At 68.4% G+C, this 15,534-nt stretch carries 16 protein-coding genes; 14 read left to right on the forward strand and 2 right to left on the reverse strand.

Annotation, left to right across the window (positions count from 1 at the left end; genetic code table 11):
• Positions 1–28: 28 nt before the first annotated feature.
• Complete coding sequence (locus tag EL338_RS26445) at positions 29–229, forward strand: hypothetical protein (protein ID WP_126333153.1); 201 nt, start codon at positions 29–31, stop codon at positions 227–229.
• A gap of 40 nt (positions 230–269) precedes the next feature.
• A complete protein-coding gene (locus EL338_RS26135; protein WP_170217432.1) occupies positions 270–425 on the forward strand; it encodes a DUF6131 family protein in 156 nt (51 codons plus the stop codon).
• Here EL338_RS26135 and EL338_RS07535 read toward each other — a convergent pair.
• The gene (locus EL338_RS07535; protein WP_126333154.1) at positions 422–1,048 is read right to left on the reverse strand and encodes an SACE_7040 family transcriptional regulator; all 627 of its coding nucleotides are present in this window, start codon (positions 1,046–1,048) and stop codon (positions 422–424) included. The two genes, EL338_RS26135 and EL338_RS07535, sit on opposite strands and share 4 nt — an antisense overlap.
• 92 nt (positions 1,049–1,140) lie before the next feature.
• On the opposite strand from EL338_RS07535, the gene EL338_RS07540 reads away from it, so the two are divergent.
• The 8 genes from EL338_RS07540 to EL338_RS07575 all read left to right on the forward strand — a co-directional run bounded on the left by EL338_RS07540 (position 1,141) and on the right by EL338_RS07575 (position 10,555).
• Positions 1,141–2,691 (forward strand): carboxyl transferase domain-containing protein, encoded by a 1,551-nt coding sequence (locus EL338_RS07540; protein WP_126333155.1) that lies wholly within the window; start codon positions 1,141–1,143, stop codon positions 2,689–2,691.
• A gap of 8 nt (positions 2,692–2,699) precedes the next feature.
• Positions 2,700–4,691 (forward strand): acetyl-CoA carboxylase biotin carboxylase subunit, encoded by a 1,992-nt coding sequence (locus tag EL338_RS07545; protein ID WP_126333156.1) that lies wholly within the window; start codon positions 2,700–2,702, stop codon positions 4,689–4,691.
• Positions 4,684–5,844 carry an acyl-CoA dehydrogenase family protein gene (locus EL338_RS07550; RefSeq protein WP_126333157.1) on the forward strand — a complete coding sequence of 387 codons (1,161 nt, stop codon included), beginning with the start codon at positions 4,684–4,686 and terminating at the stop codon, positions 5,842–5,844. Before EL338_RS07545 ends, EL338_RS07550 begins: the two co-directional genes overlap by 8 nt.
• A 5-nt stretch (positions 5,845–5,849) precedes the next feature.
• On the forward strand, positions 5,850–6,341 hold the full coding sequence (locus EL338_RS07555) for a MaoC family dehydratase (protein ID WP_126333158.1): 492 nt from the start codon (positions 5,850–5,852) through the stop codon (positions 6,339–6,341).
• A complete protein-coding gene (locus EL338_RS07560) occupies positions 6,341–7,141 on the forward strand; it encodes an HpcH/HpaI aldolase/citrate lyase family protein (RefSeq protein WP_126333159.1) in 801 nt (266 codons plus the stop codon). Before EL338_RS07555 ends, EL338_RS07560 begins: the two co-directional genes overlap by 1 nt.
• 114 nt (positions 7,142–7,255) lie before the next feature.
• Positions 7,256–8,356: a pyruvate dehydrogenase (acetyl-transferring) E1 component subunit alpha gene (gene pdhA, locus EL338_RS07565; RefSeq protein ID WP_126333160.1), complete on the forward strand. Its 1,101-nt coding sequence runs from the start codon at positions 7,256–7,258 to the stop codon at positions 8,354–8,356.
• 1 nt (position 8,357) lies between these two features.
• Positions 8,358–9,422, forward strand: coding sequence for an alpha-ketoacid dehydrogenase subunit beta (locus EL338_RS07570; RefSeq protein ID WP_126333161.1), 1,065 nt, complete (start codon positions 8,358–8,360; stop codon positions 9,420–9,422).
• The gene (locus EL338_RS07575; RefSeq protein WP_126333162.1) at positions 9,419–10,555 is read left to right on the forward strand and encodes a dihydrolipoamide acetyltransferase family protein; all 1,137 of its coding nucleotides are present in this window, start codon (positions 9,419–9,421) and stop codon (positions 10,553–10,555) included. The genes EL338_RS07570 and EL338_RS07575 overlap by 4 nt, the downstream gene beginning before the upstream one ends.
• Here EL338_RS07575 and EL338_RS07580 read toward each other — a convergent pair whose 3' ends face one another.
• A complete protein-coding gene (locus EL338_RS07580) occupies positions 10,556–11,311 on the reverse strand; it encodes an enoyl-CoA hydratase (RefSeq protein WP_126333163.1) in 756 nt (251 codons plus the stop codon).
• A gap of 276 nt (positions 11,312–11,587) precedes the next feature.
• On the opposite strand from EL338_RS07580, the gene EL338_RS07585 reads away from it, so the two are divergent.
• The 4 genes from EL338_RS07585 (at position 11,588) to EL338_RS07600 (ending at position 15,472) form a co-directional block, all read left to right on the forward strand.
• Complete coding sequence (locus EL338_RS07585) at positions 11,588–12,703, forward strand: tyrosine-type recombinase/integrase (RefSeq protein WP_126333164.1); 1,116 nt, start codon at positions 11,588–11,590, stop codon at positions 12,701–12,703.
• A gap of 144 nt (positions 12,704–12,847) precedes the next feature.
• Complete coding sequence (locus tag EL338_RS07590; RefSeq protein WP_126333165.1) at positions 12,848–13,054, forward strand: helix-turn-helix domain-containing protein; 207 nt, start codon at positions 12,848–12,850, stop codon at positions 13,052–13,054.
• A 265-nt stretch (positions 13,055–13,319) separates the two neighbouring features.
• Positions 13,320–13,649: a DUF2742 domain-containing protein gene (locus EL338_RS07595; protein WP_126333166.1), complete on the forward strand. Its 330-nt coding sequence runs from the start codon at positions 13,320–13,322 to the stop codon at positions 13,647–13,649.
• On the forward strand, positions 13,646–15,472 hold the full coding sequence (locus EL338_RS07600) for a DNA primase family protein (RefSeq protein ID WP_126333167.1): 1,827 nt from the start codon (positions 13,646–13,648) through the stop codon (positions 15,470–15,472). The genes EL338_RS07595 and EL338_RS07600 overlap by 4 nt, the downstream gene beginning before the upstream one ends.
• Positions 15,473–15,534 lie beyond the last annotated feature (62 nt).

The raw sequence follows: 15,534 nt of genomic DNA on the forward strand, positions 1-15,534 counted from the left end.
GCCGGAGTCGAGCGAACGGAGGGTTCACATGCGAATACTCACTGTCGTTGCAGTGGTATGGATGTTGATCGGAGCATTTGCAACCTTCCAGCGCGGGTATTTCGAGAACAGTGAAACCAATTGCGCCGATGCGGGGACCATTGCTTTGACGGTTCTTGCGGGGCCATTGAATTACGCGGGTGTCAATCCGAAAGTCGAGGGGTGCAGATTGCCGCAGCCCAGCCAATAAGCCCTTTGCCTAACTCAACTGACAAACGAATGGAGTCGCCATGATTGTCCTCGGCATTATTCTGCTCATCCTCGGATACGTCTTGAGCATCAGCATCCTGACCACGATCGGCATCATCCTGTTGGTGATCGGCGCCGTGCTGTGGATCCTGGGCGCGGTCGGACGTCCGGTGGGTGGTCGAAAATACTGGTACTAACCCGTACGTAGCGCGGCGAGTGTCATCGCCCGCAGTACGGTCCGTGTGCGCAAGCCGGCCGGTTTCCCACCGGCCGGCTTTGTGCTGTACGGGGTCGAGTTCATCAGCCCGAAGGCAGCGTGCGCCATCACCCGGGCCTCACCCTCCTCCAGCGCGGGGTCGAGGTCGCGCAGCACCCGGACCCAGATCTCCACGTACTGGCGCTGACTGCGCCGCACCTGCCGGGCCGCGGCCGTCGGCAGATGGATCAGGTCGCGGTCCTGGATCCGGATCAGATCGGGCTCGCCCAGGGTGAAGTCCAGATGGAAGTCGACCAGGCCGTCCAGGGCCGCGACCGCGTCGTCGGCACCGTCGACCACCGCGCGCCCGCCGGCCAGCAACCGGGTGCTGATCTCCACCAGCAGTTCGACCAGCAGGGCTTCCTTGTTGGGGAAGTGGCGGTAGATGGCGGGCCCGCTGACATCGGCGGCCGCCCCGATGTCCTCGAGGCGCACGGCCAGGAAGCCGCGCTCCGCGAACTGCCGCTCGGCGGCGGCCAGCAGCTGGGAGCGCCGGTCGGACTTCTGCCGGGAGCGCCGGTTGGTCACCGGCGGTGGGTCGTCCGAGGCTGGGGCAGCGGGCATGGCGGCCTCCTGGAGCGGGTCTGGACGTTTGAGTTAATGGCGACTAACCTACCATGAGTTAGTTGTCATTAACTCAAATGATGGGACGGGCGATGGCACTTGCGACCTCGAACCGGCAAGAGCATCTGGCGCTGGTCGCCCAGCTACGCTCCAAGCTGGCCACGGCGGCCCTCGGCGGTTCCCAGCGCTCCCGCGATCGCCACGTCGAGCGGGGCAAGCTGCTGCCCCGCGACCGGGTGAACGGCCTGCTGGACCCGGGCAGCCCGCTGCTCGAGGTGGCGCCCCTGGCCGCCGACGGCATGTACGACGACGAGTCCCCGGGCGCGGGCATGATCGTCGGGATCGGCCGCGTCTCGGGCCGGGAGTGCATGATCGTGGCCAACGACGCCACCGTCAAAGGCGGCACCTACTACCCGATCACGGTCAAGAAACACCTACGCGCGCAAGAGATTGCATGGGAGAACAAGCTGCCGTGCATCTATCTGGTCGACTCCGGCGGCGCCTTCCTGCCCCGCCAGGACGAGGTGTTCCCCGATCGCGACCACTTCGGCCGCATCTTCTACAACCAGGCCACCATGAGCGCGGCCGGCATCGCGCAGATCGCCGCGGTGCTCGGATCGTGCACCGCCGGTGGGGCTTACGTGCCCGCCATGAGCGACGAGGCCGTCATCGTCCGCAACCAGGGCACCATCTTCCTGGGCGGGCCGCCGCTGGTGAAGGCCGCGACCGGGGAAGTGGTCAGCGCCGAGGACCTCGGCGGCGGCGACCTGCACTCCAAGGTCTCCGGGGTCACCGACCACCTGGCCCACGACGACCGCGACGCCCTGCGCATCGTCCGGCGCATCGTCTCCACCCTGGGGCCGGTGGCCTCCCCACCGTGGGAGGTGCGCCCCACCGTGGCACCGATCGCCGACCAGGCCGAGCTCTACGACGTGGTTCCCATCGACTCCCGGGTGCCCTACGACGTGCACGACGTGATCACCCGGATCGTCGACGGCGGCGAATTCAGCGAGTTCAAGGCCGAATACGGCACCACCCTGGTCACCGGCTTCGCGCACATCCACGGCCACCCCGTCGGCATCGTCGCCAACAACGGGGTGCTGTTCGGCGAATCGGCGCTCAAGGGCGCGCATTTCATCGAGTTGTGCGACAAGCGTCTGGTTCCGCTGGTGTTCCTGCAGAACATCGCCGGCTTCATGGTGGGCCGCGACTACGAGGCCGGCGGCATCGCCAAGCACGGCGCCAAGATGGTCACCGCGGTGGCCTGCGCGCGGGTGCCGAAACTCACCATGGTCATCGGCGGCTCTTACGGCGCGGGCAACTACTCGATGTGCGGGCGCGCGTATTCGCCGCGCTTCCTGTGGATGTGGCCCAACGCGCGGATCTCGGTGATGGGCGGCGAGCAGGCCGCCTCGGTGCTGGCCACCGTGCGCGGCGACATGAGCGCCGAGGAGGAGGAAGCGTTCAAGGCGCCGATCCGCGAGCAATACGAACATCAGGGCAACCCGTACTACTCCACCGCCCGCCTCTGGGACGACGGGGTCATCGATCCCGCCGATACCAGAACCGTTCTTGGTCTTGCCCTCTCAGCTGTCGGTAACGCACCGGTCGAACCGGTGTCCTACGGCGTGTTCCGGATGTGAGAACCGATATGTCCTTTGACACCGTCCTGATCGCCAACCGCGGCGAGATCGCCGTGCGGGTCATCCGCACCTTCAAGCGGATGGGGATCCGCACCGTGGCGGTCTTCAGCGAGGCCGACGCGAACGCGCGCCACGTCGCCGAGGCCGACACCGCCGTGCTGCTGGGCCCCGCCCCGGCCCGGCAGAGCTACCTCGACATCGAGAAGGTGGTCGCCGCCGCGGTGCGCACCGGCGCCCAGGCCGTGCACCCCGGCTACGGATTCCTCTCGGAGAACGCCGAATTCGCCGCGGCGCTGGAGCGGGCCGGGATCGTGTTCATCGGCCCGCCGGCGGCCGCGATCGCCACCATGGGCGACAAGATCACCGCCAAGGCGACGGTGTCGCGGTTCGACGTGCCGGTGGTGCCCGGCATCGCCCGGCCCGGCCTTTCCGATGCGGAACTCATCGACGCCGCCCACGACATCGGCTATCCGGTGCTGGTCAAGCCGTCGGCGGGCGGTGGCGGCAAGGGCATGCGGATGGTGGCCGACCCCGCGGAGCTGCCCGCCGCGCTGACCAGCGCGCGTCGCGAGTCCGCGGCCGCCTTCGGCGACGACACGCTGTTCCTGGAGCGATTCGTGCTGCGCCCCAGGCACATCGAGGTCCAGGTGCTCGCCGACGCGCACGGCAACGTCATCCATCTCGGGGAGCGCGAGTGCAGCCTGCAGCGTCGCCACCAGAAGGTGATCGAGGAGGCGCCCTCGCCGCTGCTGGACGCCCAGACCCGGGGTCGCATCGGTGCCGCCGCCTGCGACACCGCGCGCAGCGTCGACTACCGCGGCGCGGGTACCGTCGAGTTCATCGTCTCGGCCGACAAACCCGACGAGTTCTTCTTCATGGAAATGAACACCCGCCTGCAGGTCGAACACCCGGTCACCGAAATGGTCACCGGCTGGGACCTGGTGGAGTGGCAGGTCCGCATCGCCGCCGGCGAGGCCCTGCCGACCACCCAGGACGGCATCGAGATGCACGGGCACGCCGTGGAGGCCCGGGTGTACGCCGAGGACGCCGCCCGCGGTTTCCTGCCGACCGGGGGACCGGTGCTCGGACTGGCCGAACCCGAATCCGAGGGGGTCCGGGTGGACTCCGGGCTGCGGGTGGGCACCGTCGTCGGCAGCGACTACGACCCGATGCTGGCCAAGGTGATCGCGCACGGCCCCGACCGCGCCGCCGCGCTGGCCGGCCTGGACCGCGCGCTGGCGCAGACCGCGGTGCTCGGGGTGGTCACCAACATCGACTTCCTGCGCTTCCTGCTGGCCGACGCCGACGTGGCCGCCGGGCGCCTCGAGACGGGCCTGCTGGACCGCCGGGTCGGCGACTACAGCGCCCCGGTCACCGACGACGCGACGCTGATCGCGGCGGCGGCCTACCGCTGGCTGCAACGCTGGGCCGCCGCCGACGACTCGCTCTGGAGCGTGCCCTCGGGTTGGCGGATGGGTGAACCCGCGGCCACGGTGCTGCGGCTGAACTCCGGGGAGCGCACCGACCACGTCGCCATCACCGGCACCCCGCAGGCCGCGACCGCCGTCATCGAGGACGGCGAGCAGCAGCGCCTCACGGCCACCCTTGACGACGACGTGCTGACCGTGGTGCTCGACGGCGTGCGCACGCAGTACGTCGTCGCCGAAACCGATCACCAGATCTGGCTGGCCGGGCCCGCCGGGGTCACCCTTGCCGAGGAGATCCGCGAGGCGCCGGTGCGAGCCGACGACGCACACAGCGGGGATGCCGAACTCGTCAGCCCCATGCCCGGGGCGGTGGTGGCCGTCAACGCCGCCAACGGTGACACGGTCGCCGCCGGCGCCGTCGTCGTCGCGGTGGAAGCCATGAAGATGGAGCACGCGCTGAACGCACCGGTGGACGGTGTGGTGGAAATTCTTGTCGCAGTGGGCGATCAGGTGAAGGTGGGCCAGCCGCTGGCCCGCATCACCGCAACCGAGAAGGAAGCAACCGATGACTGATTACCTGTCGACCGGCAACCTGCCCGACGACTACGCCGAACTGGCCAAGACCGTGCGCGACTTCGCGCAGAACGTCGTCGCCCCGGTGGCCGCCAAACACGACGAGGAACACAGCTTCCCGTACGAGGTGGTGGCCGGCATGGCGAACATGGGCCTGTTCGGCCTGCCCTTCCCCGAGGAGTACGGCGGGATGGGCGGCGACTACTTCGCGCTGTGCCTGGCGCTCGAGGAACTCGGCAAGGTCGACCAGAGCGTGGCCATCACGCTGGAGGCCGGGGTGTCGCTGGGCGCGATGCCGGTCTACCGGTTCGGCACCGAGGAGCAGAAGCAGGCCTGGCTGCCGCAACTGACCAGCGGGCAGGCCCTCGGCGCGTTCGGCCTGACCGAGGCCGGCGGCGGCAGCGACGCCGGCGCCACCAAGACCACCGCGCGCCTCGACGACGGCCATTGGGTGATCAACGGCTCCAAGCAGTTCATCACGAACTCCGGCACCGACATCACCAAGCTGGTCACCGTCACCGCGGTCACCGGCGGCACCCCGGACAAGCCGGAGATCAGCGCCATCCTGGTGCCTGTGCCCACCGACGGCTTCATCGCCGAACCCGCGTACAACAAGGTCGGCTGGAACGCCTCGGACACCCACCCGCTGAGCTTCGACGACGTCCGGGTGCCCGAGGAGAACCTGCTCGGCGAGCGCGGTCGCGGCTACGCGAACTTCCTGCGCATCCTCGACGAGGGACGCATCGCGATCGCCGCGCTGTCGGTCGGCGCGGCGCAGGGGTGCGTCGACGAGAGCGTCAAGTACGCCAAGGAACGTTCGGCGTTCGGCCGGCCGATCGGCAAGTACCAGGCCATCGAGTTCAAGCTGGCCCGGATGGAGGCCCGCGCGCAGGCCGCCCGCACCGCCTACTACGACGCCGCGGCGCTGATGCTCGCGGGCAAGCCGTTCAAGAAGGAGGCCGCGGTGGCCAAGATGGTCGCCAGCGAGGCCGCGATGGACAACGCGCGCGACGCCACCCAGATCCACGGCGGCTACGGCTTCATGAACGAGTACGCGGTGGCGCGGCATTACCGCGACAGCAAGATCCTGGAAATCGGTGAGGGGACAACGGAAGTGCAGTTGATGATCATTGCTCGAGAGATGGGGGTCTGAGCGCCGTGAGTGCTGACGAAGAGAAGGTCGTGCACCAGCGCGGGCTGTGGTACGAGGAGTTCGAGGTCGGCGTGCGCTACGTGCACGCGCCCGGCCGGACCATCACCGAGGCCGACAACGTGTTCTTCACGACGCTGACGATGAACACTCAGGCGCTGCACCTCGACGCCGCGTTCTCGGATGCGTTGCCGCCGTTCAATCAACGCCTGGTGAACTCGATGTTCACGCTGTCGACGCTGGTCGGTCTGTCGGTCACCCAGCTGACCCAGGGCACCATCGTCGGCAACCTCGGCTTCTCCGACATCGCGTTCCCCAAGCCGCTGTTCCACGGCGACACCCTGTACGCCGAGACCGTCGTCACCGAGAAGCGCGAGTCCAAGAGCCGGCCCGGGGAGGGCATCGTCACGTTCGCGCACACCGCGCGCAACCAGCATGGCGACGTCGTGGCCACCGCGTCGCGAAAGACCATGGTGCGCAAGAAACCCCAGGAGGACTAGTGCCACTCGACAACGCCGGGCCCGCCTGGCTGTTCTGCCCGGCCGATCGCCCCGAGCGCTTCGAGAAGGCCGCCGCGGCCGCCGACATCGTCATCCTCGACCTCGAGGACGGCGCCGGCGACAAGCCCGCGGCCCGGGAGGCGCTGCTGAGCACACCGTTGGATCCCCACCGCACCGTCGTCCGGATCAACCCCGGCGACTCGCCGGAGCAGAAACTCGATCTCGAGACACTGGCCCGCACCCGGTACACGACCGTGATGCTGCCCAAATGCGAGTCCGCGCAGCAGGTGAGCGCGCTGGCGCCGCTGGAGGTCGTGCTGATCGTGGAGACCCCGCTGGGCGCGCTGCGGGTCGACGAGACCGCGGCCGTGGACAACACCGTCGGCGTCATGTGGGGCGCCGAGGACCTGTTCGGTTTCATGGGCGGCACCGCCAACCGTTTCCCCGACGATTCCTACCGCGACGTGGCCAAGCATGTGCGCTCGCGGTCGCTGCTGGCGGCCAAGGCGTTCGGCAAGCAGGCGCTGGACTCGGTGTACATCGACATCAAGAACCTCGACGGGCTGCGGCGCGAGGTCGACGACGCGGTGGCGGTCGGATTCGACATCAAGGTGGCCATCCATCCCACCCAGGTCGCGGTGATCCGGGAGGGCTACCTGCCGTCGCCTGAGCAGGTGCAGTGGGCGCGACACGTACTGGCCGCCGCCGAAGAACAGCGCGGTGCTTTCGCTTTCGAGGGCATAATGGTGGATGCGCCAGTGCTAAGGCGAGCAGAGCGAATCGTGCAGCTCGCGCCCTGACACTCGGACGCTGGCTGGCATACCGCCACAAGCGGGATGCTCGACTGGCCCCGCGCTGGAGCTGACTAAGGGTCTGACGGCCAAACATGCCGTCGGCGGCCTGAAGGAGGCGCTATGGCTGGGTCTGCTCACGCACCGGTGTCCGACGGCACCGTCCAGATCGAACCGGTGCAGCTCATCGCACCCGATGGTGCCCCCACTGCCCAGCGGCGCTTCAGCCGCGATCTGCCGCCGGAGACGTTGTCCTGGCTCTACGAGATGATGGTCGTCACCCGCGAACTCGACGTGGAGTTCGTCAACCTGCAGCGGCAGGGCGAGTTGGCGTTGTACGCCTCGTGTCGCGGTCAGGAGGCCGCGCAGATCGGCGCCGCGGCCTGCCTGCGCAAGACCGACTGGCTGTTCCCGCAGTACCGCGAGATCGGCGCCTTTCTGATCCGCGCCATCACCCCGGCGCAGATGGGCGCGGTGTGGCGGGGCAGCTGGCACGGCGGGCTGGGTTTCACCGACAAGCGCTGCGCACCCATCTCCATCCCGATCGGCACGCAGCAACTGCACGCCGTCGGCGCCGCGATGGCCGCCCAACGCTTGGGCGAGGATTCGGTGACGGTGGCCTTCCTCGGCGACGGCGCCACCAGCGAGGGCGACGTGCACGAGGCGCTGAACCTGGCGTCGGTGTTCAACGCGCCGTGCGTGTTCTACGTGCAGAACAATCAGTGGGCCATCTCGGTGCCGGTCAGCCGGCAGGTGGCCGGCCCGTCCATCGCGCACCGCGCCGCCGGCTACGGCATGCCCGGCATCCGGGTCGACGGCAACGACGTGCTGGCCTGCTACGCGGCGATGGCCGAGGCGGCCGCCCGCGCCCGCGCCGGCGACGGCCCCACCCTGATCGAGGCGGTCACCTACCGGATGGGTCCGCACACCACCTCTGACGATCCCACCCGCTACCGCGACGACGACGAAGTGCGGGAATGGGCCGCGCGCGACCCGATTTCGCGCTATCGCAGTTACCTGCAGCGCATCGAGGTGTACAGCGATCGGTTGGAGCGCCGCGTCGCCGCCCGCGCCGAGCGATTGCGCGCCGAGTTGCGCGACGCGATCGTCGGGGCGCCCGACCCCGATGTCACCGAACTGTTCGACACGGTCTACGCCGAGATCACCCCGGAGTTGGCCGCCCAGCGCGAGCAGTTGCGTACCGAGTTGGCGAAGGAGGCGTGAGATGACCCAGATCTTCGACCGGCCACCGACGGCCGACGACGACGCGGCCGCACCCCGGGGACCGCTGCTGCGGGCCATGCCCACCGACACCGAGGTGACGATGGTCGGCGCCATCAACCGGGCGCTGCACGACTCGATGGCCACCGACGACCGGGTGCTGGTGTTCGGCGAGGACGTCGCCCGCCTCGGCGGGGTGTTCCGGGTGACCGAGGGCCTGACCGAAACCTTCGGTGCGGACCGGTGTTTCGACACCCCGCTGGCCGAATCCGCCATCGTCGGCATCGCGATCGGGATGGCGATCCGCGGGCTGGCCCCGGTGCCCGAGATCCAGTTCGACGGGTTCAGCTATCCGGCGTTCGACCAGATCGTCAGCCACCTCGCCAAGTACCGGATGCGCACCCGGGGCGGCGTCGACATGGCGGTGACCCTGCGGATCCCGTCGTTCGGCGGCATCGGGGCGGTGGAGCATCACTCCGAATCCACCGAGACCTACTGGGCGCACACCGCCGGGCTCAAGGTCGTCGTGCCGTCGACCCCGTCGGACGCCTACTGGCTGCTGCGCCACGCCATCGCCAGTCCGGACCCGGTGATCTACCTCGAACCCAAGCGGCGGTACTGGACCCGCGGCCCCCTGGACACCGCGGTGCCCGCCGAACCCCTTGGGCGCGCGGCGATCCGGCGCTCCGGGCGGGATGTCACCGTGGTCACCTACGGATCGCTGGTGGACACCGCGCTCAGCGCCGCCGCGCTGGCCGAGGACACACACGGGTGCAGCCTCGAGGTGGTGGACCTGCGGACGCTGAACCCGCTGGACTTCGACACCGTCGCGGCCTCGGTGGGCCGGACCGGGCGGTGCGTGATCATGCACGAGGGCCCGCGCACCCTGGGCTTCGGCGCCGAACTGGCGGCGCGGGTCAACGAGGAGTTGTTCTACGACCTGGAGGCACCGGTGGTGCGCGCCACCGGATTCGACACGCCGTATCCGCCGGCGCGGCTGGAGAAGCTGTGGCTGCCCGGGCCGGATCGACTACTGGACTGCGTCGAGAAAGTCATGAGCCTGCCATGAGCGAGTTCCTGGTGCCCGACCTCGGGGAGGGACTCGAGGACGCGACGGTGATCGGCTGGAGCGTGGCGGTCGGCGACGAGGTGGAACTCAACCAGACGCTGTGCACGCTCGAGACCGCCAAGGCGCAGGTGGAGATCCCCAGCCCGTATGCCGGCCGGATCACCGAATTGGGCGGTGCCGAAGGCGATGTGCTGCCGGTGGGTGCGGTGCTGGTACGTATCGATACCGATGCCGCTGAGCCGCCGGCCGCGGCGCGGAATCCGGTGCTGGTGGGGTACGGCGCCGACGCCGCCTTCGACACCAGCCGGCGCGACGGGCGACCGCGCGCCAAGCCCGCGGTGCGCAAACTGGCCGCCGACCTCGGCGTGGACCTCGCCGGGCTGGCACCCGGTCCGGACGGGATCGTCTCCCGGGACGCGGTGCTGGCGGCCGCGGACACTCCGCCGGGCGGCACGGACGATCAGGTCACCGAGGTGCGCGGCGTGCAGGCCGAGATGGCCAAGCGGATGACCCTGTCGCGCAACCAGATTCCCGATGCACACGGCAGCGTGACGGTGGATTGCACGCGGCTGCTGGAACTCAGCGACCGGCTGGGGGTGACGCCGTTCGTCGTGACCCTGCGGCTGCTGGTCCTGACGCTGACCCAGCACGGCGTCTTCAACTCAACCTGGGTGGACGGCCCCGCCGGCCCGCAACTGCACACCCATCGCGGGGTGCACCTGGGTATCGGCGTGGCCACCCCGCGCGGTCTACTGGTGCCGGTGGTGCGCGACGCGCAGGGGCTGAGCATGCGCGCACTGGCCGAGACGGTGCGGCAGCGGGTCGAGGACGCCCGGGCCGGCAGCCTGAAACCCGTGGAGCTGCAGGGGTCGACGTTCACGGTGTCGAACTTCGGCGCGCTGGGTCTGGACGAAGCCGTGCCCGTCATCAACTACCCGGAGGCCGCGATCCTGGGCATCGGGTCCATCAAGCCGCGCGCGGTCGTGGTCGACGGTGCCGTCGTCGCGCGCCCCACCATGACGGTGACGTGCGCCTTCGATCATCGCATCGCCGACGGCGCCCAGCTGGGGGCGTTCCTCGGCGAGCTGCGGCGGTTGCTCGAGGCACCCGAGACCGCGCTGCTGGACCTGTAGCTACTTGCGCTGCGCGGCCTGCAGCCGGGACTGGAACTCCGGGGACTGGATCGACTTCGCCTGTGGGCCAAGCTCGGTGCGCATCGCGGTGTGGTGGGCTTCGGTGTCGACCGAGCCGGGGGCGGCCGTCGCCCGCATGGTGGCCTTGGTGGCCAACACCACCTCGCGCGGGGAGTTCGCCGGACCGGCGGCCAGCTCGAGCGCGGCGGCCACCGGATCGTCGGCGGTCTGCAGCGCCAATCCGTGGGTGACGGCGGCCTCGGCGTCGAAGCGCATCCCGAACAGCAGCGCCGCGCGCGCGACCTGCGGGCCCACGCCGCGCTGCAGCATCCAGGTGGCGCCCCCGCCGGGATGGATGCCCAGCTTCTGGAACCGCGGGTCGAACAGGGCGTGCGGGCCAGCGATGCGCACGTCGGCGGCCAGCGCCAGGTTCAGCCCGGCCCCGACCGCGGCGCCGTTGACCGCCGCGACCGTGGGCAGAGCGCAGTTGGCGATGGCCATGAACCCGTCGTAGATGCGCAGCAGCCCCTCCTCGGCCGCCGCGCCCAGCGCGCTCAGGTCGGCGCCCGCGCAGAACGCCTTGCCGGCGCCGGTGATGACCAGCGCGTGCACATTCTCGTCGGCCTCGGCGCGCTCGACGGCGGCGCGCAACTGCGCCGACATGGCGTCGGTGACGGCGTTGCGCCGGTCCGGGTCGTTGACGGTGAGCAGGGCGACGCGGTCGGCCACGGAATAGAGCACGAGGTCAGAACTCATGACGGTGACGTTACTCGTCGCCGCCCGCGCCCAGAGTTGGGTTGTTGCCCGGTCCACTCGCGCGATACGTACAACAACTCGACCCTCAGCGCCGGACGGATGCGCCCCCGGCAGGAATCGAACCTGACGGGACACTCCGGGGCGGCTAGTTCATCTACATGCGGTTTAGGGGCTTTGAACTGCTTATTTGTCCCTATCGCCACTCCGGCAGTATAGGACACTGCCGGACATATTGGTACCCTCTTGTTGTGCAAAGCTTGTGCAGGATCCCAGACGATGGCTCGTAAGCGCAGAGGCTTCGGCCGCATTCGGGAGGAACGCTCAGGGCGCTACAGCGCCGCCTACGTCGGCCCGGACGCCAAGCTGCACCGGGCACCCAGAACCTTCGCCACCGATAGCGACGCCGAGGGCTGGCTCGCTATCGAACGCCGCAAGATCGACCTCGGCACCTGGGGCGCGGTCGAGCGTTCCGATGCGGTCACCCTGCGGGCCTACGCCACGCAATGGCTGGAGCAACGGCAACTGCGCCCCCGGACACGCCAGCATTACGATTCGATGCTCAACAGGCTCATCCTGCCCGAGCTCGGTGACACAAAACTTGTCGCGCTCACCCCGGCGAAGGTCCGCACCTGGCACGCCGCCCTGGGCACCGAACATCGGACCCGCAACGCTCACGCCTACGCGTTGCTGCACGCCATTTGCGCCACCGCGGTCCAGGACGAGGTGCTCGACGCCAACCCGTGCCGTATTCGCGCAGCGATGCAAACCAACCGCAAGCGTGATGTCGATGTGCTGACCCCGGCGGAAGTCGACAAGCTTGCCGCGAAGATGCCCGCCAGGCTGCGGGCCAGCGTGCTCCTGGCTGCTTGGTGCGCCACCCGCTGGGGCGAAACTTCTGAGTTGCGTCGAGGCGATGTCGGAAAGGACTGCTCAGTGCTGCGGGTGCGGCGGGCAGTCACCTATCGCGGCGGCAAGTTCTACGTCGGTGAGCCCAAGACCGCAGCCGGCATACGTGACGTTGCCGTGCCCCCGCACATCCGACCAGCAGTCAAGGCGCACTTGAGGAGTCATGTCGGAAAGGGCGCCGATGCCCTTCTGTTCCCCGCCGAATCTGGCGGGCACATGCGAGATGGTGAATACCGGACCCACTGGGAGAAAGCGCGTGCCGCCATCGGGAAGCCAAACTTGCGGGTTCATGACTTGCGTCACGTCGGCGCTGTCCTGGCCGCGCAATCCGGCGCCACCACAGCCGAACTCATGCACCGACTCGGGCACACCACCCCGGCGATGGCCCTGCGCTATCAGCATGTTGCCGAGGGGCGAGACGCTGAGATCGCCGAGCGGCTGTCGAGACTTGCTCAGGAAACGAAATGCTCGCCCGGCCCTGAGTGACACGCCGTTTGCGGACAATGCGCGGCTCTGTCGGACACATGTGGCACTATCTGCCGTAGGCGCTCAATCCGATGAGCTTCACGGCGCGATTCGTCGCGCAAGACCTGAACGGCAGTAGGGCAACTTTTGAAAGTTGCTACTGCCATGCCCATTTCACCCTCTCGCGCAGGCCGTCCCGAACTGATCGGACTGCAACAAGCCGCCGAGCACTGCGACGTTTCGTATCGCACCATTCGTCGCTGGATCAGCGCAGGCCACCTGAACGCTGTTCGCGTCGGTCCGCGGCTGCTCAAGGTTGCGGTCGCCGACCTCGACACCATCATGCAGCCGGTCGGCGGTGGTGCGGCATGAGCACACGAAAAAGGCCGGCCCCGCCACAGGACCGGCCCTCTCGTAATCACTCACCCAATGCCACCAAGTCTACCGCGCACCGCTCCGAGGATGGCTACGCCGCACCAACGGCCGAGGACCGTCGTGAAGCCCAACTGCTCGCCGAATTGCGCGAGTGCGGCTATCGGCCCGCGGTCCGATGCACGCGCTGCAATCAGTGGGTCGTCGCCGATGCATCGGTGGCCGCGCATATGGGTCCGGTCTGCCGGTCGAAGGTGGTGGCCGAATGACGAACCATGTTGATTCCCAAGCTGTTTCGTTCTGGGAAGTTCACCAATGGGTTGAGAAGTTCCTCGCCACCGCTGGCGACTTCCCGATGTGCGGCACGGTGGCCTGGTCCGAGCTTGCCGACGACGACAAGCGGAAGTGGGCGGCCCTGCTCGACTTCGCCCAGCACCACGCGCTGCGGGTCGAAACTGCGCAAGAGCTGCGCGCCGAGACATCCCAAGCTGTTGCCGCCTCGGCTGATTGGCGTGGCATCGCGCAGGAGATACAGCAGCGCGAGGAGATCTACCGGAGCAGGCCGTGGCTGCGTCGGGAGGTGGTCCGCCGATGAGCAGCGATATCGACCGTTCCGACGAGCTGCGGGACTGGTATGCCGAAGATGAGGACGGGCCGACTGTTGACGACCTCGGCCCCCGCGATCACGAGGAGTTGATCGCTGCGGCCATCACCGAGTCGGACCGTGACGTGTGGCCCGGCCCCGCCGCGCCGTTGGCTGTCGCGCACCGGCTCTACCGCGCCTGGCGCACGGCCAGCGGTGCTCGGACCCTGTTGTGCTGGCGCGGCACGTGGATGCAGTGGCACGGGCCGCACTGGTCGGAGATGGACACTGCCCAGTTGCGCAAGCACGTTTACGACACCCTCGGCCGGGTCAACTGTCTGCGCGCGGTCCGCATGGGCGGCGACATCCACCACTACGAGCCGATCCGTTGGGATCCCAACAAGAAGCGGGTCGCCGACGTACTCGAAGCGATGGCCGCGGTCGGGCATGTGTCCGCGGACATCGACCCGCCGACCTGGCTCATCGGAACAGGCGACACCGGCGCATCACAGGTCGTTTCCTGCAGTAACGGGCTGCTCGACTTGGCGACTCGCCGACTGTCCGACCACACCCCGGCGTTGTTCAACGTCGTCAGCGTGCCGTTCGCCTACGACCCCGACGCTCCCAATCCGACAGCCTGGCAGACGTTCCTCAAGTCCGTGTGGCCCGAGGACGCCGAAGCCGTTGCCCTGCTCCAGGAATTCCTCGGCTACATCGTGTCGGGCCGCACCGACCAGCAGAAGATGCTGGGACTGTTCGGGCCGACCCGCTCCGGCAAGGGCACCATCGGCCGGCTGTTACCCAAGCTGCTCGGACGTGGCCATGTCGTCGGCCCGACCCTGGCCAGCATCGGCACGAACTTCGGCCTGGCTCCGCTGCTGGGCAAGCCGTTGGCCATCGTGTCCGACGCCCGTTTAGGCAGCACGCCGGGGCACCTGGTGGTGGAACGGCTGTTGTCGATCACCGGCGAGGACATGCTCACCGTTGACCGCAAGTTCCGCGAGCCGTGGTCGGGCAAGCTGCCGACCCGGTTCGTGATCTTGTCGAACGAATTGCCGCGGTTCTCCGACAGTTCGGGCGCCATCGCGCATCGGCTGCTGATCTTGCAGATGGCCAACAGCTTCCTCGGCCGCGAGGACCGCGACCTGGACGCCAAACTGGCCGCCGAACTACCTGGGGTCTTGAACTGGGCGCTGGCCGGGTTGGACAGGCTGACCCGTAACGGCAGGTTCACGGTGCCCGCGTCGTCAGCCGAAGCCGCGCGGCTGATGATGGACCTGTCCTCCCCGGTGTCAGCGTTCGTCCGCGACCAATGCGAGCGTGGGCCGGGTAAGAGTGTGGAGCGCGACCGCCTCTACGGCGCCTGGAAAGCGTGGTGCGAGGACAACGGCCACGAGCCGGGAGCAAACGCCACGTTCGGGCGCAACCTACGCGCGGTGGTGCCCGAGATCCGCACCAGTCAGCCCAGAATCGACGGCAAGCAAATCCGTTGTTACACCTTAATTGGACTTGCGGGTGTGTCACCTGTGTCAGTCGATGAAACCGCAGGTCAAACAGTAAAACCTGACACAGGGTCGACACAGGCGCACCTGTGTCAGCCCGAGACTGTCACCGACCGCGGTACGCCTGACACCGGCATACCTGTGTCAGGGTGCGACCCAAAACCGCAGGTCAAACATGCTGACACAGGTGACACAGGTGAAATCCCATTTAAGGTCCAACATCCCGAACCGTCATGCCGGTTCTGCGGCGGCCCACTGAAACCACACCAGCATGCACGCGGATTCTGCGGCCTCGGCAAATGCGTCACAGCAAATCGGGAGGCCGCATCGTGACCCACCCGCATGTCGACCAGGCCGACCGGGACCGCCTCGACGACCACACCCTGACCGAACCG

This window comes from Mycolicibacterium chitae, from assembly GCF_900637205.1.
Classification (GTDB): Bacteria; Actinomycetota; Actinomycetes; order Mycobacteriales; family Mycobacteriaceae; genus Mycobacterium; species Mycobacterium chitae.